Consider the following 26,987-nt stretch of genomic DNA (forward strand, 5'->3'; position numbering starts at 1 on the left):
TCGTAATTCCTTTCTATTCAATGAAAGTGATCCAATCCAACATAACTAGCTCATTTTTAGCGTGATAGCTATTTTTATATTCCTTATACGTGGCTGTTTTTCTATTGTGCTGATTATCCCAATCATCCCATCTTGCAGGATGAATATGCTTGCCAATTCGACAATTGGCAAAGGTCGTTTTTGCAAACGAACGCCACGGTCTTCCTAAATAAACATTCGTAACGTCTTTTTCTGCTGTTAAATAACAATGTACAAAATACAAGCCATTTTTGCCTTCAGGAGTGGAGGCTGCCGTTATATATCCTTCGTCATTGTTTGGCCTTTTTAATGATTTGATTTCACAGCCTTGAAAGACTGCTTCTCCACCTCCGAAAATAAAATCGACCGTGCCCTCAATGTAGCAATAACTAAAATGACAGCTGTGCTCTTTAAAAGAGGTTTTTAGTTCAGGAGTAGAAAATAACTGACCGTTCTTTTGCAATTCTGGTAATGGTCCAAGACAAATTGTGTCCTGATAACCTTTAAAGGAACAATTCTTGAACGTAATATTGGTTCCTTCATTATAAAGAGCTACTGCCTGACCTACCTTCTCGCCTGGTCCAGCATTATTAATAATCTCAATATTTTCGATTGCTATATTTGATCCATTGATAAAAAATGTAGCTGTTTGAAATGTCCCGATTTCTTGCTGCTGCTCATTTTTCTGAAGTGCATACCGATTGCCTATTATCTGTACTGTCCCAACACCAATTATGGAAATGTCCGATTGATACAAAAGTATGTTTTCATGATATTCCCCACTCAAAATTGTTAGCTTTAATGGACCTCTTTCATTCTGCCAATAGTCTAATGCAGCTTGAATACTTGAAAAATCACATATTTCGTCTCTACCAACAATTAAACTCTTTAAAGATGTTTTACTAAGAATTTTTTCCATAGCGCCCGCATCTCCCTTGTTTCTTGATGCCCTCCTGTAAGCACAAAGCCTTCAAAGTTTTGAGGAGCATGTTGGTTCGTGTATGTTTTTTGCAATTGCGTGTTCAAGTATTGAACCCCTTCAATCGGGCACATCCTGTCATCCTTTCCTGCCAAGCTAAGGCGCGGCTTTGGCGCTATCAGTTCCTGAACCGCTAAAGTAGAGAAGTGTTTTAAAAATCCTGGCACATAATAGTAGAAACCGTGATGGTCCAAGCCGCGTTTTTTTATCAGTGACTCAATATGAACTTGACCAGCTATATCAACAGACACTTTAATCCGCTCATCTAGTGCCGCTAACCACCAGCTCATCAATCCGCCCATTGACATACCGATTGTTGCTAGTCTGGTAGAATCTACATCAGGGCGTGTTTCTAGATAATCCGACAGCGACAAGCTATCGAATAATCGCATTCCCCAAAGCGTCTGCCCATTTAAAAGCATTTCTTTAACAAGTTCACTTTCCTGTTTTCCTTTACGTTCATTAAAGCCCCACATATCTATAGAGCAAACAGCATAGCCAAGCCCTGTAAGCTCTTCTACAAATGAGGGATTTTGTAAATAAGAACTGCTAAGTAGGAGTTCTTCTTTTCCTTGCTCAAAATTGCCGCCATGGGAGTGATTAAAGATTACTGTTGGCAGTGCGCCATCTGCGTCTAGCGGTTTAGCAAAATAAGCTGGCACCTTTTCCAGACCATTTAAATCCAATAATAAACTTTCTAGTAAATAACCATTTTGTTTCTCTCTGCTAATTACCTGTGCAGATAAGGTTTTTGGTTTTGAACGATCTCCTAGGAGAGCAAATAATTGCCTTAGTCGTTTGTCTTTCATTTCACCTCTACTTCTTTAAGCAGTGCTTCTGCGGCTTTTGTATTCTTGGACTTGCAGTGAGTTACCTCGATGTCCTCTGAATATTCAATATGGAAGGCCGGTCCTTCATGGTTTTCAACTGTTACACGATTAAACAGGACGTCTTTGGCAAAGCCAACATAAAAGCCTCGATTATTCATATCCTCGATTCCGGCCATCATTGCTGGCTTTCCAGGAATAGCATTTTCAGCCATTGAGATATCAATGTGATTAAAGCTAATTTCCGACACATACTGTTCTGCTAAGCCATAAATAAATCCTGCTGCTGCATGAACATTGCGGGCAGTAATATGAGAGAAGTGGATGCGTCTGAACATCGGTGTCTCCGCTGTTATTGGGTAAGGATTTTTATCCCACACATATTTATCCTTGCCGCGAGGTCCACAGAAATAATATAGATTTAAGATAAATGGACATATGACACGTTCCATCACAATATTATCAACGCGAATGTCCTCTACTACTCCGCCACGTCCTCGCCTTGATTTGAGGCGAATTCCTCTATCTGTATCTTGGAAAACACAGTTACTTATTGTCACATTTCGAATATCGCCACTCATTTCACTGCCAAATACAACAGCTCCATGCCCATGAATCATTGTACAATTTGAAATCGTGATATTTTCACAAGCAACACGTTCAGCTGTATCTTCTGTTCCGGATTTAATGGCGATACAGTCATCGCCTACATCAATGTGGCAATTGCTGATCCTTACATTTGAACAGGATTCCGGATCAATTCCGTCTGTATTCGGTGAGTCAGCCGGATTGAAAATCGCCACATTATCAATGGTCACATTGTTGCAACAAATGGGATTAACGGTCCAGCTCGGCGAGTTAATTAGTGTCACATCTTTAATCGTGATATTTTCACAACTATCAAAACTGATTAGCTTTGGACGCGGGTAAGCGAGCTTCTCCTGGTGATTTCGGAATATATCCCACCATTGCTTTCCATTTCCATCAATCGTGCCAAATCCAGTTACGGAAATGTTATTTGCATTTTCTGCATACAAGCAAGAGGCATAAACCTCTCTTTTCACACCCTCCCACCGAGATGTAACCACAGGGTAATCATGCTGAGAATTGGAAAATTTCAAAACAGCTCCTCTAGACAAATTCAGTTCAATATTATCTTTTAAAAATAACGCTCCAGTTAAGAATTCACCTGCTGGAATAATAATCGTGCCACCGCCGTTTTCATAGGCTTCATCAATGGCTTTTTGGATAGATTCCGTACATAATTCACCATCATTAAGAGCTTCCAGATCTCGAATTAAATAGGCTGTCATTTCAACACCTCTTTCATTACTTCTTCAAATTCTGCTAAAGCCTGCAAAAATGCTCCCAATCCCTTTTGGTCATTACAAATAATTGGTTCACTTATATAATAAGTATAGGAACCATCCCTATTATCAGCACCGCCCAGTCCAGCAACCTGACAAGTTTTATTTAAATTTACAAAGCCTTCCTTCGTTAACAAAACAAATTCATCCAGTAAGCCTTGATATGATTTCGTTAACTGTGCTTCCCATAATTCTCGATCCAAAACACCCAAACGGATTCCTTTTGCTATCGCACACACATACATGCTGCTGCATGAAGCCTCTAAGTAATTTCCCTTTTCATGGCCTTTATCCGTTACTTGATACCAAACACCGTTCTTTTCATCTTGGTACGACTTTAGTGCTTGCAATGTTTGCTCTAAAATTTGAATAAGAAAATCACGACCTGAAGTTTCTTCTGGTAAAATTTCTAACGTGTCGACAACTGCTAGCAAATACCAGCCAATAGAACGTCCCCAGAAATTCGGGGACAATCCTGTTTCTTTATCAGCCCATGGCTGGTGCTTTTTCTCATCCCAGGCATGATACAACAGCCCTGTCTCCTGATCTAATAAATGTTTGTAGCTTAGCTTAAACTGAAGAATGATATCCTCTAACCCTTTGCCATTAGCAAAGGTTGTTTGATATTCCGCATAAAAAGGGGATCCCATATACAGTCCATCCAGCCAGATTTGGTATGGATAAATTTGTTTATGCCAAAATGCACCTTCAGATGTTCTTGGATGTGTTTCGAACTGTTTCCGTAATAAGTCACAAGCCTTTTTATACTTTTCTTCCCGTGTTTCCTTGTAAAGGACAAACAAAAGCTTGCCGTTGTTAATATGATCAATATTATATTCCTCTAAGTGATACCCTCTAATGGAACCATCTTTTTGAATAAAATAATCCATATTATCCTTTATATAATTGAAATACTTCTGACTTTCTGTTTGTCTCCACACTTTTTCAAAGCCTTTTAATATGACTCCATAATCATAGGACCATTTTCCATTGTATCCTCTGTCTTCATATAAACGGGGCAGTCTCTCCATAATCGAGTTTGCTGTTTTCACAGACCAGTTCAATTCTTTCATCTTCTACTCCTTTTCTTTCAGAAGTTAGCTTTTTGAACAAACATCCAAGAGAATAACCAATTAATTCGTAGCTTTATAGGCTTCCTTATATTCTTCTTTTATTGTATTACCGCCTTGGTCATTCCAATTCTTAACGGCTTTCTTAAAGTCAGCTAAGGAGATATCACCTAAAATATATTGATAAGTAGCGTCTGTAATAATCTTTTGTAATTCAGACCCTTGTGTTGTAAAGGTTGGAGATTCTAATGGAACGGCAGGATTCATAACAGCGTATTCTGCATTTTCTGCTATTTTTTCATCAGCTTCTGCCTTAATTGGATTTGGATCCTTCAAATTGTATCCGGTTTCATTAGGACGTGAAGAGGCAAATGGCTGAACTTCCTGCTGCCATAAATCTTGATTGATAATTTCATAGGCACCTTCGTCATTCAGCTTATAGTGTGTTCCTTCAATTCCATAAGTCATTAATGTATAGTTCTCTGTATCTATTAAGTCATTAACGAATTTTAATAACCTTTTCAATTCCTTTTCATCTTTTACTTCTGAACGTGGAAATGCTAATAGTCCACCAATCCCATTACCTCCAGACCAAATTGCTCTTTCAGAATTAGACGCTGACGTCATATCATTAACAAGGGCAAGCTCCATATTATCCTGAATACCTGCTGCCATTGTTTCTAAATTTTTCGCGTCAAATAAGGCACCAACATAAATACCACCTTTTCCTTGAGCAAAGTTTTGCTGCTGATCTGTCTTAGCAGTTACAGCAAAATCTTTATTTATCCAGCCATTATCATATAATTTTTTCATATAATCCATTGTTTTGATATAACCCTGTGTTTCAAATTCAGGTACAAATTCTCCCTTAGAATCTACTTCCCAAGTATTTGGTGTTCCATAATAAGAACTTACCGTTTTGAATACTCCATAGATTAAATCACTGCGATCCATGAAACCAGTTGTATCATTTTTACCGTTGCCATCTGGGTCGTTTTCCGTAAATGCTTTCGCTACCTCCATTAATTCTTCTGTTGTTTTAGGAACCTCCAGACCAAGCTTATCTAACCAATCTTTACGAAGAACAACACCATTTCTTGCCAAATCCTTTTGGAATGGTACGCCATAGAGCTTTCCTTCAGTCGATGCTGATTTCAGCATTTCTTCAGGAATTGCTTTTAAATTAGGAAATTCATCTAAATAATCTTCAATATTCCAAAACATACCAGACTTCAGTGAGTTTCTAACCGAAGAATTTTCTAATATCGTTAAAGTAACAATATCTGCCAAGGAGTCTGAGGCTAACGCTGTATTGATACGTTCCTCTTTTGAAGCATCAGGAATCCACGAGAATTTAATTTCCGTATTTGTTTTCTTTTCAAGTTCATTTATGATAGTATCTGTCGGTGGAGAAGCGGTATGGAGAATATTTAGCCAGGATATTTCTGTTTTGCCATTATCCTTTTCACCATCTCCTGAATTATTGCTAGTTTTTTCACTGCATCCTGCAAGCAACAGCATGCTTGCAAGACTTACGCTAGCTAACTTTGATACCATTGTTTTTTTCATTACAATTCTCCTTTACATGTTCATTTATATTTATTTCTTTAGAATCCTCCATTTCCATTCTTGTAAACACTTGATTCGCTGTCCAAGTGATTAAGAAGAACAGGAAACTAACTCCAAAGAAGGTTAAAACTCCTGGAAAAAACGTTACAGCTGCCCAATAAAGTACACCTGCCACAAGAAAAAACAGGAGTGAATATTGCAGGCAGGCTATTCCAAATAGCAAGGACATCTTCATTTTCAGTATAATACCATTCCAATTGTAGTGGGCCATGATTGGAAAGATATATACAAGCGATAACAAATAAATGAATCCTACTATTAACAGAGCCACCCTTAAATACCAATTTGTAACGGTTAATAAGTCGACAGCTATAACAAAGCCAACAAAGAGATAAATCCAACTAATTAAGACAGATTCCTTAAAGTTTTCTTTGTAATATTTCCAATAGGTTTCAAAAACAGGTATTCTGTTTCCGCGAATCCATTGTCGGCAAATACTGACTAAGGCATAAGTAGAAGGGCCGATACCAAACACACCTAATCCTAATAAAGTAAACAAAACCCACAATGCATTTACATATACTAAGTTTAGAATACTGGTAAAAATGGAATTTAACTTTTCTACCGATTTGAGCATCGTAGCACCCTCCCTCTGAATAATTAGTACACGCCATCTTCTCCAAATTTCTTAGCGAGTTTATTAGCTAAAATAACTAATATCAACCCAACAATCCCTTTAAATAATCCCACTGCTGTACTAAAGCTTAACTGACCATTCTTCAACCCAGCTGTGTAAATATAGGTGTCGAAAATTTCAGCAACACTTCTGTTTAATGAATTAAGCAGAAGATACATATGCTCAAAGCCTAGATCCAAGGTGCTTCCGATTTTTAAGATTAATAGTGTAATAATAACTGGACGAATGGCTGGTAAAGTAACATGCCAGGTTTTTCTTAGGATGCCCGCGCCATCCATTTCCGCTGCTTCATATAATTGTGTATCAACAGCAGTAATAGCAGCAAGGTAGATAATCGTTGACCATCCTAATTCCTTCCATATTATTTGACTGATGTAAACCGTTCGAGTCCAATCAGGTGATGTTAAAAAGCTAATCTTTCCTAAACCTATTGTCGCTAAAAACTCATTAATAATCCCGCCATCTACATTTAAGAAAACATAAGTGATGGAAACAATGATAACCCATGACATAAAGTGCGGGATATAAATCAAGGTTTGAATTCCTGATTTAAAGTATTTGTTTTTCACTTCATTTAGCATGAGTGACAGGATAATCGGTAATGGAAAAAAGATAATAATATTTAAGGCAAACAATATTAACGTGTTATTCAATAACATGAAGAATGTCGGTTCAGTAAATAAACGAATGAAATGTTTAAGACCTACCCATGGACTGTCAAGAATACCTAAGTATGGTTGATAGTCCTGAAACGCAATGATAAGTCCCGCCATCGGTAAGTATTTAAAGATTAGAAAATACAGCACTCCTGGAAATATCATTAAATATAGAAGCTTATTCGTTTTTATTCCTGCCAGGATCTTTTGTCTCCGAATTCCTTTTTCTTGCTTAACAGACAAGGTTGGTAAAGTATGATTTGGCTTCACAGCACCTCCCATTTTACTCCTCCTTTAATAGTGAATTAACTTTCTGGATTAAGCATACTAAGTCTAAATAATTACGTACATAATCATTTTATGATTACGCTTACAAACCTTGTTAAAACAAGGTTTTTAAAGAAAATACTACGTTTTGATTACCGGTCATTCCCTAAATGATTATCATGTTTTATCATCTATAACCTCTCAAGAAAGCGGTTTCTGCAGCGATCTTTTCCCATGTAGGATAGTGATTATATACGTAATAAACTCTTGGATGATAAGGTAAGTGTATCTTTTATACTGTAATTGAAGGAGGCTTTATATGTTGACGATGAAAAAGAATAAAATGACTAAAGGAGGTCGTGCTTTTTCAATAATTAATGGAACCATATTAGTTATTATTGCACTCATTTGTTTCCTTCCTTTTGTGAATGTAATCGCCAGTTCCTTTGCATCCACTCAGGAAGTGGTGGAGAAAAAGTTTATCTTATTTCCACAAACCTTTTCTCTCGACGCGTACCGGTATATCCTATCGACCCCAACATTATTTAAATCCTTAGCTGTTTCCATCGGGGTTACTGGTATAGGCACACTGGTAAGTATGGTTCTCACTGCTTTAATGGCATATGGTTTATCACGTAAATATTTATTTGGAAGAAATTTCGTGAATTTTATTGTTGTTTTTTCCATGCTGTTCAGCGGCGGCATGATTCCAACCTTCCTGGTCGTTAAAGCGGTCGGATTGATTGACTCCTATTGGTCCTTAATCCTACCAGTTGCAATTAATGCCTTTAACCTGATTATTATGAGAAACTTTTTTCAGGCTCTGCCTGATAGTTTGGAAGAGTCAGCAAAAATGGATGGCTGCACCGATTTTGGCGTGTTTTTGAAAATCATGCTTCCTCTTGCATTACCGTCCATTGCAACTATTTCATTGTTTTATGCGGTGACCTACTGGAATACGTATATGACAGCAATTTTATACATCAATGATTCCTCTAAGTGGCCGATTCAAGTATTATTACGCCAGATTGTCATTGTATCGAGCGGAATGCAGGCTGAAGGATCCTCTGTAGATGTGGTTCCTCCTGCACAAACAATTAAAATGGCTGTCATTGTAATTGCAACAGTTCCAATGCTTATTGCTTACCCATTTGTCCAAAAATACTTAGTAAAAGGTGCTTTGGTTGGATCTGTCAAAGGATAATCACATATAAGAAAAAGCTTCTGGAGTGCAGAAGCTTTTTTTTATGCTCTTTTTTGCCATTTAGGAGTGCCGATATTCTTTTCGGTAGTCTCCTGGCGTGATGCCCAGCTTCTTTTTAAAAAAGCGGATAAAATTTTGAGGGTTTCGATATTTCAAACGCTCAGCGATATCCTTTATCGCCAAATCAGTGTCTTTAAGCCAGGTTTGTGCCATCTGTAAACGATAATTCATTAAATAATCTACGAAGGTTTGGCCATATTCTTTTTTGAATACATTGCTTAAATAGTTTGGATTATAATGCAATCTGTCCGCAATCAAGTCCAGGGAAATTTCTTCATCAAATTCAGTTTGGATAATATAAACCATTTTTTCTGACAGTGATTTAAACCCGCGCTCCGTCTTATCCTGCGTACTGATTATTACTGGTTTTATTAAGTCATTGATAAGCATTTGTTTAATTTTTTCCGGATGATAAGCAGTTATCGCCGCTTGGTACATTTTCTTAATATTTTCAAAGATTTTTGATTCTGCACCTAATAGCTGGCCTAGCTGTACAAGCTCATTAATGACTCTTACTAGAGTAACTCCTAAACTTATCGGGTTTTTATTTAAGCGGAAAATTTCGTCCACTAAAACTCCAACCATGCTCATGACAACCGCTTCCTCTCCTGACCGAATAGCATTCATTAACTCATTCTGCAGCTCGACAGGGAATTTTGAAATCGACGCATCATTTAGCATGGAGGCGATATCATTATAGAAAATAATTGATTCTGAGCCAACATTCACCCGGTAATGCAGGGATTCTTTGGCTAAATCCACTGCCTGTTTACTTTCTATTAAAGTATCATAAACAGGGCTGATTCCAGCGCTAATCACTATATTCAAATATTTCTTCACAGCTGTTTGAATTTCTGTGTAATACGTCATAATGCTCCGTTCCGCATCTTGGTCATCTTTATCAAGGACAAAGATGACTGCTTGCATCTCATCATTTAACACAATTGGAATTAAGCGTTCAGTTTTAGGGATCATTTCCTCCACAATATTATTAATGCCCAATAAAAATATACTTCTATCTTCCATTAGCTTATCATCTAAGTGATCAATTTGGATTAACCCAGTATAAAACACCTTATTTTCTGCTAAATGGTAACCAAACTGTTCCAAACGGTGAATAACTTCGTTTTCAGTTATGCGTTTCCTAAATAAACTCAAAACAAATAAAGTCTCTAATTGTGGTTTTTGCATCATTAAATTAGCTGTTAAAACCTCTTTTTGGCCAACGACCTTTTCAACAGATTCAGCTAACAGAGAGAGTTCGTTTTGCTTTGGATTTGCCCGTTGAATATCAAGCTTTTCTTGGATTCTTTTTATTGGACGTGAAAAGCTTTCAGCCAGCAGATACGAAATAAAGCCAATAAGCAGAATTAAAATAGCAGAAGCAATAAAAAGCCCGATTCTCGTGTTATGGATGATGCTTCCAATTTCTCCTTCATTTATCTCTACTAAATAAAGCCAATTATTATAATCTGAGCGGGTAAAAACATACTTTTTTCCGTTATTTGTAGTGATTACACTTGAATTTGCGCCATTTTCGACAGCAGCTGCTTTTAAGGAATCAAAGCTTTCCTCAGGTAGTTTTGTATCATTACCTGAAGTTGTATATATCAGCTTGTCTTTTCGATCATAAATTTGCACAAGCTGGTTATTCTCCCCAACAATGGTATCAATGCTTAATTTAGGGATATTAGCTATTCCTACTGCAAACTTTTCACTTTGGTAAATGGGTAGTGTCATAACCATTTGGATGCCGTTATTGATTGGTTCCCAAAAAAGACTTCTGCTTGTATCTGAAACATAGTCTTTTTGATAATTTTTTACTTCATCCATTGGTAAGGTTTTTAAAGAACCTTCGATAATTCCCCATTTCTGTGTTAAGCTAATCAAACTATAGTGACTGCCTTCTATTCCCATTAATTCGATATAACTCATTTCTTTTTTTATATCTCGATAAGTTGTGAAATCTTTATCAGACAGTGGATTATTAAACACTTTTTCAAAATTGGCAGTTGAACTGTATGCCGTAAATCCGTACTCGATTGTTCTTACCTTTTGTTCCACGTTTTGGAGGATTTGGTTTGTATAATTTTTCTTATCTGTTAAAAAGCTTTTCTCCACTGATTCATAGGTAGAGTTATAAATAAAGATACTGAATCCTACAACAAGACCGACTCCTACTAAGAGAAACGGAATAAAAAGACTGTGAAACACGCGCGTTTTTTGAAACAATATCATCACTCCTTCATTTGAATTTTGTTTTCTACTTGTAAGCGTTATCATTTTTTTAGTATCTTATTTCTCTGCGAAGTAGGATTTTTCCATGCACACTATGAATCCAGTATACACCTTAATGTTTAGATGCATTTCATGAATTAAGTATCTAAAATTCCATTTGTAATTCTTTACGGTAATTGACATATAAACCTATAAATTATATTATGTAAGCGTTAACACATCATTCGTATTTAGCAAAAACAATAGTCCTAATATGATTATACATAATAGTGTTAACGTGTGCATATACCTAATTGAAAAAAATGGATAATTACTATAAAGGAGTTGTTTTATATGAGGGTAAATATTACTATTTTTATCGCTGGAGATTCAACAGCTGCGATTAAAATACCCGAAAAGCGTCCAGAAACAGGCTGGGGTGAAGCTTTCCAAGCATATCTTTCAGACACCGTCATACTTGATAACAGGGCAATCAATGGCAAAAGCACGAAATCCTTCATAAAAGAAGGTCATTTAAGAGCAATTGAGAAGAGCATTAAACCAGGGGATTACCTGATTATTCAATTTGGCCATAATGATCAAAAGCTGGAGGATCCTGAAAGAGGCACACAGCCATATGGGGAGTATCAGCAAAACCTATTAAAATATGTTCAGGTTGCACAAAGTGTAAATGCCTATCCCCTATTATTAACATCTGTTTCGCGCCGTAATTTCACTGGAACTAAGATTGACGAACAATCTGTTGGAGACTATCCACGGGCAATGCTTGAATTTGCTAAACATAATAATGTACCTGTACTTGATATTCATAAAATAACAAGAGAGTTTTTGAATGAAGCAGGTGAAGAAAAATCAAAGGATTATTTTTTACATTTAGCTCCAGGCCAATCTGAAAACTATCCAGACGGTATTACGGACAATACCCATTTTAATGAAAAAGGAGCCGCAATTGTCGCTAAATTAATTGCCATGGAAATGAAAGAAAGTAATTTATCTATAAAGGACTTTATTGAACTACCCAGATAATTGACAGAAGCGATAACTATAACTAGGAATTCACCTTGCATTTCTCATACTCTCTGTTAAATTATTTGATAAAATACCTTTAAGGAATAAAAACTATTCTTAAAAAATATTTAAGGTGACAAACATGAATATAACCCAGCTTCAATATTTAGTTGATGTCGGAGAACTAGGCTCCTTTACAGATGCTGCAAAAAAGAATTTAATGACAGTCCCAGCGATCAGCCTGTCCATAACGCAATTAGAGGCAGAATTAGATGTACTGCTTTTTACTCGGTCACGCAAAGGGGTAACCCCAACAGCTGAAGGGAAAAAAGTTATCCAGCATGCCGTAACCGTTTTGAAAACAATTGACATGCTGAAATATGATATTGCTGTTTCCAAAAACAATCTGTATGGAAATATTGTTATTGCCACGATTCCTGGACTAGTGTCACAAATCATTAATAATACCCTCGAATTCCGTGAAAGCTACCCTTATATTAATGTGCAGGTGATGGAGGAAGATACGGCTGCAGTGCTGGAACAAGTAAAAAACGGCCATGCTGATATGGGCTTTGTTTCACTAGGTTCAAACAATCATGATGTGGCATTGGACTGGGAACCTATTAAAAGGGTCGAGGTCGTGCTTGCCGTTAATAAAAGCTCTGTCTTAAGATTCAACAATAAAATCTCCCTTGACCAAATCATAAACGAGATGAATGAATCAATTGTCCTGTACAATGACCCTTACTTAAAGAAAATTGCTGAGGATTTGTTTCCAGATAACTTGAGGAACAGAATTGCCTTGACAACAAATAACGGAGATGTCCTTTTGCAAATGGTGCTGCAAAGGAATGCTATTACGATTACTAACGACTATATCATTCAAGCATTACCGCCACATCTAAAGGATGAAGTCGTGACGATTTCCATTAATGAGTATCTCACCCTTTCCAATTATTTATGGCGTGTGACGCGAAAAAATGAAAAATGCCCAGAAATGATTAATCAGTTTACAGAGCACCTTTTGCGGGATTTAAAATAGCAAAAAAAGCCTTCCGAATTCGGAAGGCTTTCTCTTATGTTAATTTCCCAAGAAATCAGGGTCCATAAAACGAGGATTTGGATACTTATAGAAGCCCTCTCCTGTTGCAGCCCCGAGTTTTCCTTTGTCAATATACTCTGTTTTCAAGAGCTCTGCCAGCTTTTTGAACTCTGGATTTCCTGTCGCTTCGGCTTTTGCCTGCACGATATTGTAGGAAGTAGTGATGCCGACAACGTCAAGTATCGCAAATGGACCTTTTGGCGCTCCAGTTGCAATCATCCATGTTTTATCAATTGTCTCAACATCAGCAACCTCTTTTGATAATAATAGCTCTGCTGCGTCTAAAAGCGGTACAAGCAAGGAATTCAGTATATATCCGGGCTGCTCCTTATGAAGAGGAAGTGCCACCATTCCAATTGCTTTTGCAAATTCGACAACTTGATCAAACACGTTTATGTCTGTGCCAGGGTGCTTCATTATCTCTGCTGTATTGTTAATCCAAATTTCATTAGCAAAGTGAAGTGCCAGGAATTTCTCTGGACGTCCAGTTGCTTCGGCAAACTGGCTAGGCAATAATGTTGATGAGTTTGTGGCAAAAACTGTTTTTTCTGGTGCTACTTTGCTAAGATTTTGATAAAATTCTGTTTTAATCGGCACAATTTCTGGTATAGCTTCAATCAGCAAGTCTGCATCAGCAGCAGCTTTTGCTAAATCACTGTTATACGAAATGCGGTCAGATGCTGCTTCTACTTGTTCTTGACTCGCATTTAAATCCTTCTGATAACGTCCTTTTAATAGATTAATTTTTTCCTTTGCTGATTCAAGTACTTCATCATTAATGTCATAAACGGTTACGTTAAAACCGTGGAAGGCTGATTGGAAAGCGATTTGACTTCCTAAAACCCCGCTGCCTGCTACTGTGATATGTTTAAATTTCATGATTTATACCATCCCTTTGTATAAAACTATTTAGTTCGACAATATTATTTTAAAATAGATTAGATATAAAATAAAGTTAATAAAACTTAATTTAATTTAAGTTTTATTTAAGGATGATTACTGTCCGGTTTCTTTACGGACACCTTTGGGGTAGAAAATCTTAATATATGTATAAGCTGTTTCCCCATATATTCGGGCTCTTCTCGAAAATCACTGTGAATCCACTGCATTAGTATGCCGATAATACCATGAATTCTATAGGTGGAAAATAGATTAATATCAATATCTGCATCAACATCATCTGTGAAAAACTCGAATTCCGCTCTAAAAAGCTTATCTAGCCTGTTAATCATTTTTTCCTGAAAGGAATAATTCGTTTCTGGTGACAGCATCAGTTTATAGAACTCTTTATGGTCTAGAAAATGATCAAACAATACAATGGCATTAGCAGACAGCTCATGAAAATCAATGACAGATAAATCTTCATATGGCTTTCTATATGCTTCTTCCATCTGCTCAAACATATCATCTATTATTTCATCCAATAGCTCCTCCTTGCATTTATAGTGTGCATAAAAAGTGCCTCTATTATAATCTGCAGCATGAACAATTTCAGTAATGGTAATATCTTGAAATCTCTTCTTTTTCATTAGCTCCAACAATGCTGTCTTAAAATTCTCAACAGTTCTTTTAACCCGCTTATCTGGATAAATAGTAGACAATAAAAGGACCCCTTTAAAAATTTTACTAGACAAATGATTATCATTTGTATGTTTTCGTACATATTCATTATTATTGCATATTGAAGCCCTTTCATAAATAAACTAAGCTTTAATTGCAGATAAACATTACAATTCTAAAGATGAAGGGATCGATATAAGATGACATTTCCAGTATTAGACGGAAAAGTTGCTATAGTAACAGGAGCTGCAATGGGGATGGGCCTTGCAACGGCAAAACTATTTGCAGAAGCAAAGGCTAAAGTTGTAGTAGCAGACTTTAATGAAGAAAAAGGACAAGCAGCTGTAGCGGAGATTGAAGCTGCCGGCGGTACTGCTTACTTTGTAAAGGTTGATATTTCCAAATCAGAGCAGGTGCAAAACCTTGTAGCAAAAACAGTCGAAAAATTCGGCCGTCTTGATGTTGCTGTTAATAATGCAGCATTAACACCTGACAATGCCCCAGCGGCAGAATTCGATGAAGCATATTGGGACAGATTAATTTCTGTTGATTTGACTGGAACAGCTCTTTGCATGAAGTATGAATTACAGCAAATGATTAAGCAAGGCGAAGGCGGCAGCATCATTAACATTTCTTCTGTCAGTGGGTTCCGTCCACAGCCGAACAATATAGCATACGTTGCTGCAAAGCATGGCGTTGTTGGGATGACAAAGGTTGCTGCATTAGAAAACGGCCCTCTAAATATCCGTGTTAACACAGTCGCTCCTGGAGCGATTGACACACCAATGCTAAGAGGTTCATTAGAAGAAACAGGACAAACAGAAGAAGAATTTGCTCCACAGCTTAGCTTGTTAGGCAGATTTGGCCAACCAATCGAAATCGCCCAAGCAAGCTTGTGGTTAGCCTCAGACCAATCATCTTATGTAACGGGGACAACTATCCACGCAGATGCTGGTTATACAAGCAGATAATGACACAAAAGCAGCAGCTCCGTTCGGGCTGCTGCTTTTCCTTCATCAAAGAACATTCTTAACCTGCTTTGTATAAAAGAAGCGGACAATCGCAAAGTAAATTATTTGGATTAATGTAAATATACCTAGTACTGATAGGGATATTTTTGTTAAGTCATAATAAAAGAAATGGGACAACGCTGTTAATGCAACTGCTCCATGAATCAGTGCCACTAGGATTGGTGTAAAGAATAGAATCGCTGTTTGTCTTGTAAGAACATTCTTTAATTCCTTCTCCGTTAAGCCCATTTTAGAAATAGACCGAAACTTCTGTTTGTCTTCCTCTAAGTCTGCGTACAGCCGGAAATAAAGGAAGCTTCCTGCCGAAACAAAAAAGACAATTCCGATAAATAATCCTACAAATAATACTAAACCATATGCCTTATTTAGCTGATAGATACTATAATCCTTAGCATAAAATTCATAAGGAGGAACTACTTTTTCTATCTTTTCAGAAGCTGCGATGATATTGTCTTTCCCTTTTATTACTTGCCAAGCATGATAGCTCTCTTCACTTATTGGCGCTGGCAGTTCTTTATAGTCCTGATCAGAAACTACATAATAAGAGTCTGTTGCAGGGAGGGCTCTTGAATAGATTACTTCCTTTGGAATTAAGGATGTTCCTGAATTCAGGTTAAGCTTTTGTTTAAGTAATTCTTCTGTTTGCCCATATTCATTGCCGGTAAATTCAACTACTTTAACCTCGCCAGTTTGGATATCAATTGTATCCTCTCCCAAAAAAGCCGCAAATCTATTAAAATCCGTTTCACTAGTTATAACAATATTATCTTGACCTATCTCATAATGCGCCAGCTTCGTTTGCTTATGCTTCGCTTCCATCTGCTCTTGCTCAATTGTTTCATTTATAAAAGCTACATCATCTTTATCCTGATCAACCGTTATATAGGAAAACGTATGGGGATTATTATTTTTCAGCCCTTCCGTCAAGAAGGTTTGAAACCCAAACAATGTACCGATTGCACTAAAAGCTACTGTCGATATAATCGCAACCATAAAAAAGGTTCGTGCATTATCCTTCATCCGAAAGGATAGATCAGAAAAAAGAATCATATTTGTTTTCCACCAGAAAATGTTGTTATTCTGTTTCAATTTACGGATTATATAAACACTGAGCTGTGTAAACAACAGATATGTGCCGACAATCACGACAACCACTACGGGCAGCATCGCGACAATCACGACCGCACCCTCTACAATTAATGCAGCTGCATAGCCAACACCAATTAGTAATACGGCAGAAACCGTTAAAAAGATATTTGCCTTCGGTTCGCCTTTTGACTTCTTATTTCCTTTGATTAAATCAATCAGCTTACGGCTGCGTAAAATATAGGAAACAAATAACGAAATAATAAAAAACAACAAGATAAAAGAAAGAAATGTTACGATAATTGCTTGGATAGGAAGATAAAAGTTTAGCGCGTCATCCAAAACAAGCACATTTTCTGCAATTAATAAAATTACTTTGGAAAATATTAATCCCAATATGATACCGCCTAATGTTGCAAAAAAGCCGATTACCATGTTCTCCAAGAAAATCATAAGACGAACTTGCCTAACAGACATCCCTTGCATCATCAATAACCCTAACTCTTTCTTCCGAGTCGTCAAGAAGGAACTCATAGAATATAGGATAAAAAAGAAAGAAAAAACATAAATAATGCCTCCTGCAATATTCATCCCTTGTTGGACAGAGGAATTCATGTCATTTCCCGAAATAGCCTCGTGGAAGGCAAATATCGCAAATGTAAAAAACACCATTACTGTAAACATACTGCTTAGGAAGTAGGCAGCATACAGTCGTTTATTGCGAATTACATTATTAAACGCGAATCTGCGAAAGGTCATGGCCGTCTCCTCCTAGTAAAGAAAGTGTATCAATTATTCTTTGGAAGAAGGCTTGGCGGTTATCACCGCGATGAATTTCCGAATAAAAATTTCCGTCACGAATAAATATCACTCGATTACAGTAACTCGCTGCTTGCGGATCATGCGTCACGAGTAGCATCGTTGTGCGCTCGTGCTTATTTATCGTTTCCAGCATTTCCATAACATCTTTGGAAGACTTCGAATCAAGATTTCCCGTTGGTTCATCAGCAAGCAGCAGCTTAGGCACATGAATCATCGCCCTTGCCACGGCTGCCCTTTGCGCCTGACCGCCAGAAATCTCATATGTGCGCTTATTCATTATTGAGGTAATCCCCAATTTTCCCGCGATTTCCTGTGCCTTTTGTTTCATCTCTTTTACCTTTTTTCCATCAAGTGTTAATGGAAGGACAATATTTTCTTCTACCGTTAACGTATGCAGTAAATTAAAATCCTGAAAAACAAAGCCGAGTTCACGTCTGCGGAATTTTGCCAATTCCTCTTTTTTTAGCTGATGAGGATTTTTACCGTTTATCAATATCTCGCCAGTTGTTGGTTCATCAATTGTAGCTATCATATTCAAAAGAGTTGTTTTTCCACTGCCAGAAGGCCCCATAATTCCAACAAACTCGCCCTCTTCAACGGATAAATTAATATTGTTTAATGCTTTATAAGCAATTTTACCTTCATAAATTTTACTAACCTGGTTCACTTCTAACATCACAAGATCTCCTTTTCTGCTTTTGATCTGTGATTAGTATACCTTCCTGAAGGATTACTTAACTATCGATTCTTCTTACACTTTCCTTACAGGCTTGTAAGGTTTTGTGTTGCAGAAAAAACGATGCGGAAAGTTGTACCCTTCCCGTAAACGGATTCCATCTCAATCTGGTGACTCAAATGTTGCAGCGTCTCCTTTGTTAAATAAAGACCCATCCCTGTGGATTCCCGAAACTTCCTGCCATTTTCTCCGGTAAAAAAGGGATCAAAAATTCGCCGTTTATCACTTTCAGGTATGCCAATCCCAAAATCCTTTACTTCCAGAACGGCTTCCTTCTCTCTTTCGTAAATGGAAATAACAATCCGATTACTAATTCCGGACGAATATTTAACCGCATTACTAATAAGCTGGGAGAGAATAAAAAACAGCCATTTCTCATCGGTCTCGACCGTCAACCCTGCCTTTTTCACCTCTAGCTTAGGATAGACTTTGTTTCGAATATAAAAGCGTTTATTCTCGCCGTTTACTTCATCTATCAATTTCACTAGATTTACCGGTTTAATATGAAAATCTTGTTCAATCGTTTTTAACCTGGCAATATACAAAACAGTGTTCAAACCAGTTTTCATCACTTCCGTTTCTTCACGGATGCTGGAGGACTCTGGTTCATCTAGATTTTGGGCAGTGAGCTCAATCACCGACAAAGGTGTTTTCATCTGATGCACCCATTGATCCATGAACTTACGGTGCTCCTCCTGTTCTTTTTCAACTGATTTCAATTGATTCTGAAAAAGCTTGTATTGAGTACGCAGCACCTCATCAAAGGCTTTAGAAATCGGGGCATCATCTGTTTTTTGGTAGCTGTCATCAAGCGATTCCAGCGGCTGATTTAAGCGCTTGTACATTTTCTGACGAGATAAATAATAGAAGGTGAGATAACCGCCGAGAATAAAAAAGTTTAGAAAAACAGCATAACAAAACAGCTTAATATCTCGATAGCCATCAAACCAGAAGATAGAAAGGAAAAGGAGCATTTGCACAACTTGAACGAACATCAGCAAGGCATGCTCTTTTATAAATAATTTCATCTTTTATCTGCTACCGTCCAAGATACATTTAACCGATATCCTGCCCCTCTTACTGTTTCCACTGCGTCTTGTAAGCCAATTTCCTGAAACTTTTTTCGGACTCTCGTAATATTGACATTCAATGTATTTTCATCCACATAGCTTTGGTCATCCCAAAGCTTCTCAAGTAAATCCTCACGTCCAGCCACCCGAGGATATCGTTCCATTAAACTTTCTATAATGTCCGCTTCTTTTTTTGTTAAGGAAATATTCTTATCTTTATAGGTAAGCTCCAATCTCTCCGGAAAGAATTTTAGACCAGCGTTTTCTATTATCCGATTCTCTGGAATGCTTGCATATTCCCCGTAGGCACGACGTAGCTGACTGCGGATTTTTGCGATAACAATTTCCGCACTAAACGGCTTTGTTATATAGTCATCGCCACCATTCTCCAATGCCATCACCTGATCCATCTCTCCTATTCTTGCAGAAAGAAAAATCACCGGACACACCGATTCCTTTCGAATTTGCCTGCACCAATAATAGCCATCAAAGCTTGGTAAATTAATATCTAAAAGTACTAGATTTGGATTTACTTCATAAAACGTATTCATAACATGTTCAAAATCAAGAACACATGTCACATCATATCCATATTTTTCAATATGATTTTTTAAATGGGTCGCTATTTTAGGATCATCTTCAACAATCAGTATTTTTTGCATATTTGATCACTCCTTATTTCAGATACCATTATGGCATAGAATGGAAGCAGCGACAAAGAAATCTATAAAAAAACCGAGCATCCTAAAAAGATGCCCGGCTGTCTATGAAACCATTATTGACGCAATGTTTTTAAAGCACCGCTCCATGCATGTACTTGATCAAGCATTGCATTTACATTTGTAAGATGGAGATCAGCAGGCTTAAATACTGTGCCATTCTCAAAATCTGTAAACAAGGATAAAGTTGGATGAACACGGACATCTGCAATCAGCAGCTCCCCAAGAATTCCTCTTAAGTGCTCTGCTGCACGTGCTCCTCCAGTTGATCCATAGCTTACGATTCCGGCTGCTTTGTTGTTCCACGCATCTCTTGCCGAATCAAGGGCATTTTTTAATGCGCCCGTAATACTATGGTTGTATTCTTGGACGATAAAGACAAATCCATCAAGGCTGTCGAGCTTTTCATTCCATTTGGCAACACCTTGTTCCTGGCCATCTGTAGTGCCAAGAAACGGTAGACTGTAATCGGCAATATCGACTATTTCATAGTTGGCATCACCACGTTGTTCAGCGATTTCTTTCACCCATGCTCCAACTTGCGGACTAACTCTTCCCTGTCTAGTACTTCCTAAAATAATCCCGATATTTAACTTTTCCGTTGCCATTTTCCCAGCCTCCTCTTTTTGTTTACCAAAAATCCTTTTGAAAAAACTCATCTTATCAGCCCCTTGTCACACAATCTGGAGAGTCATCTACATTAGTTAGAGCTGCCTTTGACTATTTGTGCTAAGCCTTCACGTAATGATGTTACTGGACGTCCAAGCAGCTTTTCAAAATCATTGCTTTCGATTTCCAATGTTCCTTCGCGAATATCCTTTTGAATATTAACTAGCATTGGCAGCAAAAATTCTGGCACACCTGCATCTTTCATGATGTCTGCATATGCAGCGTCCTCAACATGCTGTACGATTACTTCCTTGCCAAGAACAGCACTAAGTTCTGCGGCAATTTCGTTTTGTGTTAATAATTTACCGGAAAGCTCATAAATCGTGTTTTCGTGATCAGTGCCTGTAAGTACTGTCGCTGCCGCTTGTGCATAATCCTGCTGCACTGCCCAGCCAACCTTGCCATTTCCTGCTGATGTTACCCAAGGTGCTCCTGCTAGAACTCCTTGAATACTTGAACTTTCATTTTCTAAGTACCAGTTGTTGCGCAGGAAGGAATAAGGGATGCCAGTTTTTTGAATTGCTGCCTCTGTTGCCTTATGTGTTGGTGCAAGGAAATTACTGCTTTCTTGTGCATTGCCAATACTTGTGTATGCGATGAATTTCACACCGGCGCGCACTGCTGCGGCAACTGCATCTGAATGCTGACGAATTCTTGTTTCATTATCGCCATCTGCAGAAATAAGCAGCAAACGATCAATTCCCGAAAATGCTGTAGCCAATGTTTCTGGTCTGTCAAAATCTCCGTGGCGCACATCTACACCACGAGCGCGGAGATGCTCTGCTTTCTCAGGGTTTCGAACACTAACTGCTAATTGTTCTGCGGGAACTGTTTTAAGTAATTCCTCGACCACTTTACCGCCTAATTTGCCTGTAGCTCCTGTTACTAATAGCTTCATTTTTATTCCTCCAAGTAAATTATTCATGACAAGTTGTTAACATGCATAATATTGATGTACTTATTTCGAATACCTGTATTCATAATAGATACATCTTAAAGTTTTGTCAATTAGAATGGTTTTTATTTTTTGGGGAATATCATGTATAATACTTTTTATTGTATTTCAATCGTAAAAGCAGGTGAGTTTAATTGCAAATTAGCAGCCGATTTAGTGTTGGTGTCCATATACTAGCATTATTGGATATAAATAAAGACGGGATAAGCTCCTCCGAATTTTTGGCGGGCAGTGTCAATACTAACCCAACTTTAATAAGAAAAATCATGGGTATGTTAAAAAAGAATGGTCTAATAGAAGTGCAGCCGGGCATTGCTGGAGCTAGACTTGCAAAAGCTCCATCCGACATTCGTTTAGTAGATGTATACAAAGCTGTCGAAGTTGTGAAAGACCAGGAATTATTCAGTGTGCACGAAAACCCACTTCGTGAATGCCTTGTTGGCAGAAATATTCAGGAATCAATTACGCCTGTCTTGTCAGCAGCCCAAATAGCGTTGGAAAAAGAACTGGAAAACGTGACAATCGAAGATATTATTAAAGATATTAAGAAAAAAGAAAAAGACATGAATAACTAAAAAGTATAAATAGTACTTACCCACTAGCCATGCAGTCTCACAGGGATTATAGTGGGTAAGGCTATTACCGGTTTATTATGGTTTAAGGACAACCTTAATACAGTTGTCTGTTCGTGTATCAAAGTATTCATACCCTTTTTCTGCCTCACTAAGTGGCATTATATGTGTAATTACATCACCCACATCTACCTTTCCCTGTGATACAAGGTCGTATAAATAAGGCATATAATGGATGACAGGAGCTTGTCCAGAACGGATATTGACGTTTCTTTGAAAAATGTCCCCAAAAGGGAATGCATTGTATCTTCCGCCATATACCCCTGTAACCTGAATTGTACCGCCCTTGCGGACAGCCTGGCTTGCAATAACAAGTGCGCTCAATGTTCCACCATGCAGCTTCAACCCTGTCGCAAGATATTCCATCGGTGTCATTTTCCCGTCCATACCTACTGCATCAATAACTACATCTGCTCCGCCTTTTGTGATTTCCTTTAAGTATTCACCTGTATTAGGGTTATGCTCAAAATTAACGATTTCTACTTTGTTTGTCTTTTTCGCATGCTGTAAACGGTATTCGAGGTTATCGACAGCAATTACTCTTTTTGCTCCTTTTAGCCATGCGAACTTCTGAGCTAATAAGCCTACAGGACCACATCCCAGAATTACAACTGTATCTCCAGCCTTAACCCCAGCATTATCGACAGACCAAAAAGCAGTTGATGCTGCATCCGCCAGTAGCACTAGCTGTTCATCTGGTACTTCACAATTTTCCGGGATTTTAAATGGAGTAAAGTTTGCATATGGCACGCGTAAATATTCAGCTTGTCCACCTGGATATCCCCCAGTAAGATCCGAATAGCCAAAGAAACCGCCAATCTCCCCATTATCATTGGAATTATCACATTGGCTTTCTAATTGATTCTTACAAAAGAAGCATTCTCCACAGGCAACATTAAAAGGAATAATAACCCTGTCTCCTTTTTTTAGCTTTGTTACGTCAGGACCCACTTCCTCCACAATCCCCATCGGCTCATGTCCAATTATATAATCCTCTGGAAAGTTCGGAATCATGCCATGTATTAAGTGCAAATCTGAACCACAAATTGCCGATGTTGTTACTTTTATAACAATATCATCAGCCTTTTCAATTTTTGGACTTGGTACTTCTTTCACCTTTACATCTTTAATGCCTTGGAAAGTAACAGCCTTCATTTTTTACATCCTTTCTTATTCATCATCATCTATTTGCGCCATCATTCCTAGGCGGGAAGTATCTCCAGGGAACAAGTCCATCTTTCCAATCATTAAAGCACCTTCAATAGACTTTAAATCCATCTTGTATTGATCCTGCAGATTATAAGGATGCAGCCAGCCTTTTTTTATCATAAAATTAGAAACTTCTTCATGAAGCGCTAACCCTACCTCAAGCTGAACGCGAAAAGCTTCTCGTAAATCAGGAGTTGCCGTTTCAGATAAGGCTGTCGCTGCATTTCGGACACCGGTTTTAATGCTCATTAAAAATTCAAGTGCCAAGGCAGAATCCGCCATTTCCGGCATTCCTTCCGCATTTTCTACTTCCAAATAATCCTTAATCATTGTAATTCACCTCCACAGCTGGATTCGGCATTTTATAAAAGTTCTGTAAATACTCCAGTGCTTGGATGGATTGCTGCACATCCTTTTCCATTAATGCTTTTAATTCTTGATCAAAAACGACCCCTGACATCATTTTCGATTTAATAACACAGGTAGTCTTGAAATTCAGCATTTCATGCAGTTCTAATGTCTCATGGTTGGCTAAGCCATTAGTCTCCATATACTCACCTCCAAAAATTCACTAATGTATTTTTCGTTTTCTTTCCTTTCTTTATGCGGTCTCGACAAGACTTCCCATTATATACAAATTACTTCAACAATTTAAACTGTTGAAGTCAGGAGTTTTTACTTATTTTTTGGTTTTTGCTGTTTGAATTCATTTTTGCTCGGTCTTTCTTGCACTTTCCTGTTAGGATCAAAAGATTCAGGGTTTGCATAGCCATGTGTTCCTCTACCATTAGGCATTTTTTCCACCTCATTTCACTTATTTGGTATTATGTGAAATTCCGTCAGAAAAATAAGTGGAATTGGCAGGGAATACAAATCGCATCGTCTTGAGAGGTATGCATAATGATATGCATTCGTGAGAATATAACAGAGATTATTGTTATGTGTAATGAAGGAGGATTTTCAATATGCCAAAAAATTTAGGAATACATGAAAGCCTTGAGCTTCATGAACTTCTTACATTTAAAAATGCGTGTCTTACTAAATCAACAACAATGGGAACATTAGCAAAAGATGCCCTTCTACAAGATATACTTAATGAAGACGCAGCACAGTCTCGTGAAGCAGTGCAAGCACTCAGAAGCTTGCTGGCACAGCAAGGAGGAACTTTAATATGAATGGATTTATGCAGAATCTTGTCGGCTTAGGCGATATAACAGATCAAGTAATCGCAACAGATTTATTGATATCTGCAAAGTCTGGCATCAAAAACTATGCATTTGCTATAACAGAAGCAGCAACACCAGAGGTCCGTCAGGTGTTAAACAAGCAATTAAATGATGCTATTAACCTGCATAGCAAAATAAGTGACTATATGGTTACAAACGGCTACTATTATCCTGCCGATGTGAACGAACAGCTGCAAGTTGATTTACAAACAGCTGACACCGCCTTAAGCCTTCCTAATAAACAGAGCTAGTAAACCAAATGAAACAAACAACAAAAGCTAAACAATAACTATTTAGCTTTTGTTGTTAGCTCTAGAAAATTTTCAATAAGGTTAGAAACAGACTACTCCTAATACCCTCTTTACCAAAAATCAAAATTTTCTATACATATGTCATTTAATTAACCCTCTCTTCACTTTTCAATAAACTATCCGATATAAAAATAGTAATATATGCTTATAGAATAAGTGAGGTCGAAGAATGAAAATTAAAACACAATTAATCTTAATACTGACCGTTTTGCTTCTGTCTTTAGTTAGTATAGGTGTTTACAGTAATTACAGTCTACATAACGCTGAAGATAATTATGTAAATTTAAATGAGGCGAAAGAAATGCAGCGTCTCGTTACACATGTCCAATATCGTTTAGCAGGAATGTCCAATGATGAAAGAGGCTTTTTGCTGACTGGAGACAACCAATATACAGATGGAATTAACGAAAAGGCAGCAGATATAGAAGACACACTTACTTCTATGGAAAAGCTTGCGAATTATCAAGAATATAAAAAAAGTATTCAACAATTAGCAACAAGCATTCAATCCTATACAACAATGAGCGACAAAGTAGTCAATACCTTTAGCGATAACCCTTCTAACGCAGAGGCATTACATTTTGGTGACTTAAGAGATTTAAGAAAAGAAGTACTTGACCCTGCAGTCAATACGCTTGTAGAACAAATTAACACAGATGTTATACAAATTGAAGCAGATAACGAAAAGAACACTGATATTGCTAGAACTACATTGATTACGATTATTATTGCAGCAGCAGCTTTAAGCATCGTATTAGGTTTCGTTCTCCTACGTTCTATTTTGCGTCCATTAAATATGATGAATAAGCAGATGGTAGAAATTGCTTCTGGTGATGGAGATTTGACAAAAAAAGTCAAGGTTAGTGGTAGGAATGAATTTGCTAGCCTGGCATCTTCTTTTAATGAATTTGTACAATCATTAAAAGACATGATTACGAAAGTTGGCCAAACATCCAAGGATGTTGCGCAATCCTCTGATGAGCTTGCAGCTAGCATGGAGCAATCAAGGGTGACAGCAGAACAAGTTGCAGATGCTGTTCAAATCATTACCGAAATCAGCAATGACCAAAATACTGCTGCACAGCATAGTTTAAACAGAGTAAATAACTCCCTGCAAAATGTTCAAAATGTGTCAACGAAAGCTAATCATGTTGCACAAGAGTCAGATCGGATTAAAGGCAAAGCAAACGATGGTGAACAAGCGATGTCAGAAATGCTTGGGCAAATGGATACCATTCACCATTCCGTTGGATTAGCAGAAAATGGTCTTCACTCATTAGTGTCGAGCATAAATGAAATTAAAGAATCGCTAAGCAATATTCAGGAAATTTCTGGACAAACGAATTTACTTGCATTAAATGCTGCCATTGAGGCTGCAAGAGCAGGTGAGCATGGCAAAGGGTTTGCCATCGTTGCAGATGAAGTACGAAAGCTGGCAGATATGACAAGCAATTCTGCCAACCATATCGACACACTAGTAAACTCTATTCAGAACCATTCTTCAGAAACCGTCGGGAATATGATTCTAGTTAAGGAAAATGTGGATTCTGGTATTAAGCTATCTGAACGAACAAATTCGCATATTAAAGAAATACTTGAAAGCATTGAAGTGGTTGCTGGCCATATTAAGGATGTTGCCACAACATCTGACCAGATTACAACAGAGGTTCAAGGTGTTCAGCAATCGATGGAAGAAATCGCACACAGCTCAAACAAAACGTTGGCTAACACAGAAGAGGTTGCAGCTGCTACAGAAGAACAAACTGCATCATTCCAAGAAGTTTCGTCTTCAGCAACAGCCTTATCCCAACTGTCCGATCAGCTTGAAAAATTGGTTCATCGCTTTAAGGTTACGGAAGAAAATAATAGGTAAATTACAATGCCCAAGGGTACTTCTGC

27 protein-coding genes are annotated in these 26,987 nt (G+C 37.6%); 8 read left to right on the plus strand and 19 right to left on the minus strand.

Annotation, left to right across the window (positions count from 1 at the left end; all coding sequences use genetic code 11):
- Window positions 1–13: 13 nt before the first annotated feature.
- Genes NQZ71_RS22360 through NQZ71_RS22390 form a run of 7 tightly spaced genes read right to left on the minus strand, consistent with a single transcriptional unit; the run spans window position 14 to window position 7,465 of the window.
- The gene (locus NQZ71_RS22360; protein ID WP_275008894.1) at window positions 14–937 is read right to left on the minus strand and encodes a pectinesterase family protein; all 924 of its coding nucleotides are present in this window, start codon (window positions 935–937) and stop codon (window positions 14–16) included.
- Window positions 907–1,806, minus strand: a complete 900-nt coding sequence (locus NQZ71_RS22365; protein WP_275008893.1) for a dienelactone hydrolase family protein — start codon at window positions 1,804–1,806, stop codon at window positions 907–909. Before NQZ71_RS22365 ends, NQZ71_RS22360 begins: the two co-directional genes overlap by 31 nt.
- On the minus strand, window positions 1,803–3,137 hold the full coding sequence (locus NQZ71_RS22370; RefSeq protein WP_275008891.1) for a glycoside hydrolase family 28 protein: 1,335 nt from the start codon (window positions 3,135–3,137) through the stop codon (window positions 1,803–1,805). The genes NQZ71_RS22365 and NQZ71_RS22370 overlap by 4 nt, the downstream gene beginning before the upstream one ends.
- Complete coding sequence (locus tag NQZ71_RS22375; RefSeq protein WP_275008890.1) at window positions 3,134–4,264, minus strand: glycoside hydrolase family 88/105 protein; 1,131 nt, start codon at window positions 4,262–4,264, stop codon at window positions 3,134–3,136. Before NQZ71_RS22375 ends, NQZ71_RS22370 begins: the two co-directional genes overlap by 4 nt.
- 60 nt (window positions 4,265–4,324) lie before the next feature.
- Complete coding sequence (locus NQZ71_RS22380) at window positions 4,325–5,830, minus strand: extracellular solute-binding protein (protein WP_275008889.1); 1,506 nt, start codon at window positions 5,828–5,830, stop codon at window positions 4,325–4,327.
- Window positions 5,799–6,467 carry a YesL family protein gene (locus NQZ71_RS22385; protein ID WP_144458445.1) on the minus strand — a complete coding sequence of 223 codons (669 nt, stop codon included), beginning with the start codon at window positions 6,465–6,467 and terminating at the stop codon, window positions 5,799–5,801. Before NQZ71_RS22385 ends, NQZ71_RS22380 begins: the two co-directional genes overlap by 32 nt.
- Before the next feature lie 23 nt (window positions 6,468–6,490).
- Window positions 6,491–7,465, minus strand: coding sequence for an ABC transporter permease (locus NQZ71_RS22390; RefSeq protein WP_317012466.1), 975 nt, complete (start codon window positions 7,463–7,465; stop codon window positions 6,491–6,493).
- A gap of 328 nt (window positions 7,466–7,793) precedes the next feature.
- Here NQZ71_RS22390 and NQZ71_RS22395 point away from each other — a divergent pair, with 328 nt between their 5' ends.
- Window positions 7,794–8,654 (plus strand): carbohydrate ABC transporter permease, encoded by an 861-nt coding sequence (locus tag NQZ71_RS22395; protein WP_394374161.1) that lies wholly within the window; start codon window positions 7,794–7,796, stop codon window positions 8,652–8,654.
- Window positions 8,655–8,714: 60 nt separating this feature from the next.
- Here the strand turns inward: NQZ71_RS22395 and NQZ71_RS22400 are convergent, their stop codons facing one another.
- Window positions 8,715–10,946, minus strand: coding sequence for a helix-turn-helix transcriptional regulator (locus NQZ71_RS22400; RefSeq protein WP_394374154.1), 2,232 nt, complete (start codon window positions 10,944–10,946; stop codon window positions 8,715–8,717).
- A gap of 339 nt (window positions 10,947–11,285) precedes the next feature.
- On the opposite strand from NQZ71_RS22400, the gene NQZ71_RS22405 reads away from it, so the two are divergent.
- Both NQZ71_RS22405 and NQZ71_RS22410 read left to right on the plus strand, forming a co-directional pair.
- Window positions 11,286–11,978, plus strand: coding sequence for a rhamnogalacturonan acetylesterase (locus NQZ71_RS22405; RefSeq protein WP_317012467.1), 693 nt, complete (start codon window positions 11,286–11,288; stop codon window positions 11,976–11,978).
- 124 nt (window positions 11,979–12,102) lie between these two features.
- Entirely contained in the window at window positions 12,103–13,002 is a 900-nt protein-coding gene (locus NQZ71_RS22410; RefSeq protein ID WP_144458440.1) for a LysR family transcriptional regulator, read from the plus strand.
- A gap of 39 nt (window positions 13,003–13,041) precedes the next feature.
- On the opposite strand, the gene NQZ71_RS22415 is transcribed toward NQZ71_RS22410, so the two are convergent.
- Window positions 13,042–13,941: a 3-hydroxyacyl-CoA dehydrogenase gene (locus NQZ71_RS22415; protein ID WP_144457300.1), complete on the minus strand. Its 900-nt coding sequence runs from the start codon at window positions 13,939–13,941 to the stop codon at window positions 13,042–13,044.
- 107 nt (window positions 13,942–14,048) lie between these two features.
- Window positions 14,049–14,663 (minus strand): TetR/AcrR family transcriptional regulator, encoded by a 615-nt coding sequence (locus tag NQZ71_RS22420; protein ID WP_260055307.1) that lies wholly within the window; start codon window positions 14,661–14,663, stop codon window positions 14,049–14,051.
- Window positions 14,664–14,822: 159 nt separating this feature from the next.
- Here NQZ71_RS22420 and NQZ71_RS22425 point away from each other — a divergent pair, with 159 nt between their 5' ends.
- The gene (locus NQZ71_RS22425; protein WP_144457296.1) at window positions 14,823–15,593 is read left to right on the plus strand and encodes an SDR family NAD(P)-dependent oxidoreductase; all 771 of its coding nucleotides are present in this window, start codon (window positions 14,823–14,825) and stop codon (window positions 15,591–15,593) included.
- Window positions 15,594–15,638: 45 nt separating this feature from the next.
- Here NQZ71_RS22425 and NQZ71_RS22430 read toward each other — a convergent pair whose 3' ends face one another.
- From NQZ71_RS22430 to NQZ71_RS22455, 6 genes are all read right to left on the minus strand, one after another.
- Window positions 15,639–17,498, minus strand: coding sequence for an ABC transporter permease (locus NQZ71_RS22430; protein ID WP_317012468.1), 1,860 nt, complete (start codon window positions 17,496–17,498; stop codon window positions 15,639–15,641).
- A complete protein-coding gene (locus NQZ71_RS22435; protein ID WP_260055305.1) occupies window positions 17,473–18,237 on the minus strand; it encodes an ABC transporter ATP-binding protein in 765 nt (254 codons plus the stop codon). Before NQZ71_RS22435 ends, NQZ71_RS22430 begins: the two co-directional genes overlap by 26 nt.
- Before the next feature lie 86 nt (window positions 18,238–18,323).
- Window positions 18,324–19,325, minus strand: a complete 1,002-nt coding sequence (locus NQZ71_RS22440; protein WP_144457290.1) for a sensor histidine kinase — start codon at window positions 19,323–19,325, stop codon at window positions 18,324–18,326.
- Window positions 19,322–20,029 (minus strand): response regulator transcription factor, encoded by a 708-nt coding sequence (locus NQZ71_RS22445; protein WP_144457288.1) that lies wholly within the window; start codon window positions 20,027–20,029, stop codon window positions 19,322–19,324. Before NQZ71_RS22445 ends, NQZ71_RS22440 begins: the two co-directional genes overlap by 4 nt.
- Window positions 20,030–20,142: 113 nt before the next feature.
- Window positions 20,143–20,694 (minus strand): NADPH-dependent FMN reductase, encoded by a 552-nt coding sequence (locus NQZ71_RS22450; protein WP_375545263.1) that lies wholly within the window; start codon window positions 20,692–20,694, stop codon window positions 20,143–20,145.
- 92 nt (window positions 20,695–20,786) lie between these two features.
- The gene (locus NQZ71_RS22455; protein WP_144457286.1) at window positions 20,787–21,653 is read right to left on the minus strand and encodes an SDR family oxidoreductase; all 867 of its coding nucleotides are present in this window, start codon (window positions 21,651–21,653) and stop codon (window positions 20,787–20,789) included.
- 191 nt (window positions 21,654–21,844) lie between these two features.
- On the opposite strand from NQZ71_RS22455, the gene NQZ71_RS22460 reads away from it, so the two are divergent.
- Window positions 21,845–22,285 carry an Rrf2 family transcriptional regulator gene (locus NQZ71_RS22460; RefSeq protein WP_144457284.1) on the plus strand — a complete coding sequence of 147 codons (441 nt, stop codon included), beginning with the start codon at window positions 21,845–21,847 and terminating at the stop codon, window positions 22,283–22,285.
- Window positions 22,286–22,360: 75 nt separating this feature from the next.
- Here the strand turns inward: NQZ71_RS22460 and NQZ71_RS22465 are convergent, their stop codons facing one another.
- The 3 genes from NQZ71_RS22465 to NQZ71_RS22475 are packed head-to-tail and all read right to left on the minus strand — an operon-like array spanning window position 22,361 to window position 24,101.
- Window positions 22,361–23,497, minus strand: a complete 1,137-nt coding sequence (locus NQZ71_RS22465) for a zinc-dependent alcohol dehydrogenase (RefSeq protein ID WP_144457282.1) — start codon at window positions 23,495–23,497, stop codon at window positions 22,361–22,363.
- Between the two features lie 15 nt (window positions 23,498–23,512).
- On the minus strand, window positions 23,513–23,881 hold the full coding sequence (locus NQZ71_RS22470) for a spore coat protein (RefSeq protein WP_144457280.1): 369 nt from the start codon (window positions 23,879–23,881) through the stop codon (window positions 23,513–23,515).
- On the minus strand, window positions 23,874–24,101 hold the full coding sequence (locus NQZ71_RS22475) for a spore coat protein (protein ID WP_144457278.1): 228 nt from the start codon (window positions 24,099–24,101) through the stop codon (window positions 23,874–23,876). Before NQZ71_RS22475 ends, NQZ71_RS22470 begins: the two co-directional genes overlap by 8 nt.
- A gap of 415 nt (window positions 24,102–24,516) precedes the next feature.
- Between NQZ71_RS22475 and NQZ71_RS22480 the strand changes: the two genes are divergently transcribed.
- The 3 genes from NQZ71_RS22480 (at window position 24,517) to NQZ71_RS22490 (ending at window position 26,961) form a co-directional block, all read left to right on the plus strand.
- A complete protein-coding gene (locus NQZ71_RS22480; RefSeq protein WP_127738667.1) occupies window positions 24,517–24,726 on the plus strand; it encodes a hypothetical protein in 210 nt (69 codons plus the stop codon).
- Window positions 24,723–25,028: a spore coat protein gene (locus tag NQZ71_RS22485; protein WP_144457274.1), complete on the plus strand. Its 306-nt coding sequence runs from the start codon at window positions 24,723–24,725 to the stop codon at window positions 25,026–25,028. The genes NQZ71_RS22480 and NQZ71_RS22485 overlap by 4 nt, the downstream gene beginning before the upstream one ends.
- A gap of 229 nt (window positions 25,029–25,257) precedes the next feature.
- Entirely contained in the window at window positions 25,258–26,961 is a 1,704-nt protein-coding gene (locus NQZ71_RS22490) for a methyl-accepting chemotaxis protein (RefSeq protein ID WP_317012469.1), read from the plus strand.
- The last annotated feature ends 26 nt before the right edge of the window (window positions 26,962–26,987 follow it).

It is taken from the genome of Niallia taxi (assembly GCF_032818155.1).
Taxonomy (GTDB): domain Bacteria; phylum Bacillota; class Bacilli; order Bacillales; family Cytobacillaceae; genus Niallia; species Niallia taxi_A.

What these genes read in the sequence shown, in the direction of transcription:
- NQZ71_RS22360 (WP_275008894.1), bottom strand. Translation starts at nt 937, where the DNA reads ATGGAAAAAATTCTTAGTAAAACATCTTTAAAGAGTTTAATTGTTGGT.
- NQZ71_RS22365 (WP_275008893.1), bottom strand. Translation starts at nt 1,806, where the DNA reads ATGAAAGACAAACGACTAAGGCAATTATTTGCTCTCCTAGGAGATCGT.
- NQZ71_RS22370 (WP_275008891.1), bottom strand. Translation starts at nt 3,137, where the DNA reads ATGACAGCCTATTTAATTCGAGATCTGGAAGCTCTTAATGATGGTGAA.
- NQZ71_RS22375 (WP_275008890.1), bottom strand. Translation starts at nt 4,264, where the DNA reads ATGAAAGAATTGAACTGGTCTGTGAAAACAGCAAACTCGATTATGGAG.
- NQZ71_RS22380 (WP_275008889.1), bottom strand. Translation starts at nt 5,830, where the DNA reads ATGAAAAAAACAATGGTATCAAAGTTAGCTAGCGTAAGTCTTGCAAGC.
- NQZ71_RS22385 (WP_144458445.1), bottom strand. Translation starts at nt 6,467, where the DNA reads ATGCTCAAATCGGTAGAAAAGTTAAATTCCATTTTTACCAGTATTCTA.
- NQZ71_RS22390 (WP_317012466.1), bottom strand. Translation starts at nt 7,465, where the DNA reads ATGGGAGGTGCTGTGAAGCCAAATCATACTTTACCAACCTTGTCTGTT.
- NQZ71_RS22395 (WP_394374161.1), top strand. Translation starts at nt 7,794, where the DNA reads ATGACTAAAGGAGGTCGTGCTTTTTCAATAATTAATGGAACCATATTA.
- NQZ71_RS22405 (WP_317012467.1), top strand. Translation starts at nt 11,286, where the DNA reads ATGAGGGTAAATATTACTATTTTTATCGCTGGAGATTCAACAGCTGCG.
- NQZ71_RS22410 (WP_144458440.1), top strand. Translation starts at nt 12,103, where the DNA reads ATGAATATAACCCAGCTTCAATATTTAGTTGATGTCGGAGAACTAGGC.
- NQZ71_RS22415 (WP_144457300.1), bottom strand. Translation starts at nt 13,941, where the DNA reads ATGAAATTTAAACATATCACAGTAGCAGGCAGCGGGGTTTTAGGAAGT.
- NQZ71_RS22425 (WP_144457296.1), top strand. Translation starts at nt 14,823, where the DNA reads ATGACATTTCCAGTATTAGACGGAAAAGTTGCTATAGTAACAGGAGCT.
- NQZ71_RS22430 (WP_317012468.1), bottom strand. Translation starts at nt 17,498, where the DNA reads ATGACCTTTCGCAGATTCGCGTTTAATAATGTAATTCGCAATAAACGA.
- NQZ71_RS22435 (WP_260055305.1), bottom strand. Translation starts at nt 18,237, where the DNA reads ATGTTAGAAGTGAACCAGGTTAGTAAAATTTATGAAGGTAAAATTGCT.
- NQZ71_RS22440 (WP_144457290.1), bottom strand. Translation starts at nt 19,325, where the DNA reads ATGAAATTATTTATAAAAGAGCATGCCTTGCTGATGTTCGTTCAAGTT.
- NQZ71_RS22445 (WP_144457288.1), bottom strand. Translation starts at nt 20,029, where the DNA reads ATGCAAAAAATACTGATTGTTGAAGATGATCCTAAAATAGCGACCCAT.
- NQZ71_RS22450 (WP_375545263.1), bottom strand. Translation starts at nt 20,694, where the DNA reads ATGGCAACGGAAAAGTTAAATATCGGGATTATTTTAGGAAGTACTAGA.
- NQZ71_RS22455 (WP_144457286.1), bottom strand. Translation starts at nt 21,653, where the DNA reads ATGAAGCTATTAGTAACAGGAGCTACAGGCAAATTAGGCGGTAAAGTG.
- NQZ71_RS22465 (WP_144457282.1), bottom strand. Translation starts at nt 23,497, where the DNA reads ATGAAGGCTGTTACTTTCCAAGGCATTAAAGATGTAAAGGTGAAAGAA.
- NQZ71_RS22470 (WP_144457280.1), bottom strand. Translation starts at nt 23,881, where the DNA reads ATGATTAAGGATTATTTGGAAGTAGAAAATGCGGAAGGAATGCCGGAA.
- NQZ71_RS22475 (WP_144457278.1), bottom strand. Translation starts at nt 24,101, where the DNA reads ATGGAGACTAATGGCTTAGCCAACCATGAGACATTAGAACTGCATGAA.
- NQZ71_RS22480 (WP_127738667.1), top strand. Translation starts at nt 24,517, where the DNA reads ATGCCAAAAAATTTAGGAATACATGAAAGCCTTGAGCTTCATGAACTT.
- NQZ71_RS22485 (WP_144457274.1), top strand. Translation starts at nt 24,723, where the DNA reads ATGAATGGATTTATGCAGAATCTTGTCGGCTTAGGCGATATAACAGAT.
- NQZ71_RS22490 (WP_317012469.1), top strand. Translation starts at nt 25,258, where the DNA reads ATGAAAATTAAAACACAATTAATCTTAATACTGACCGTTTTGCTTCTG.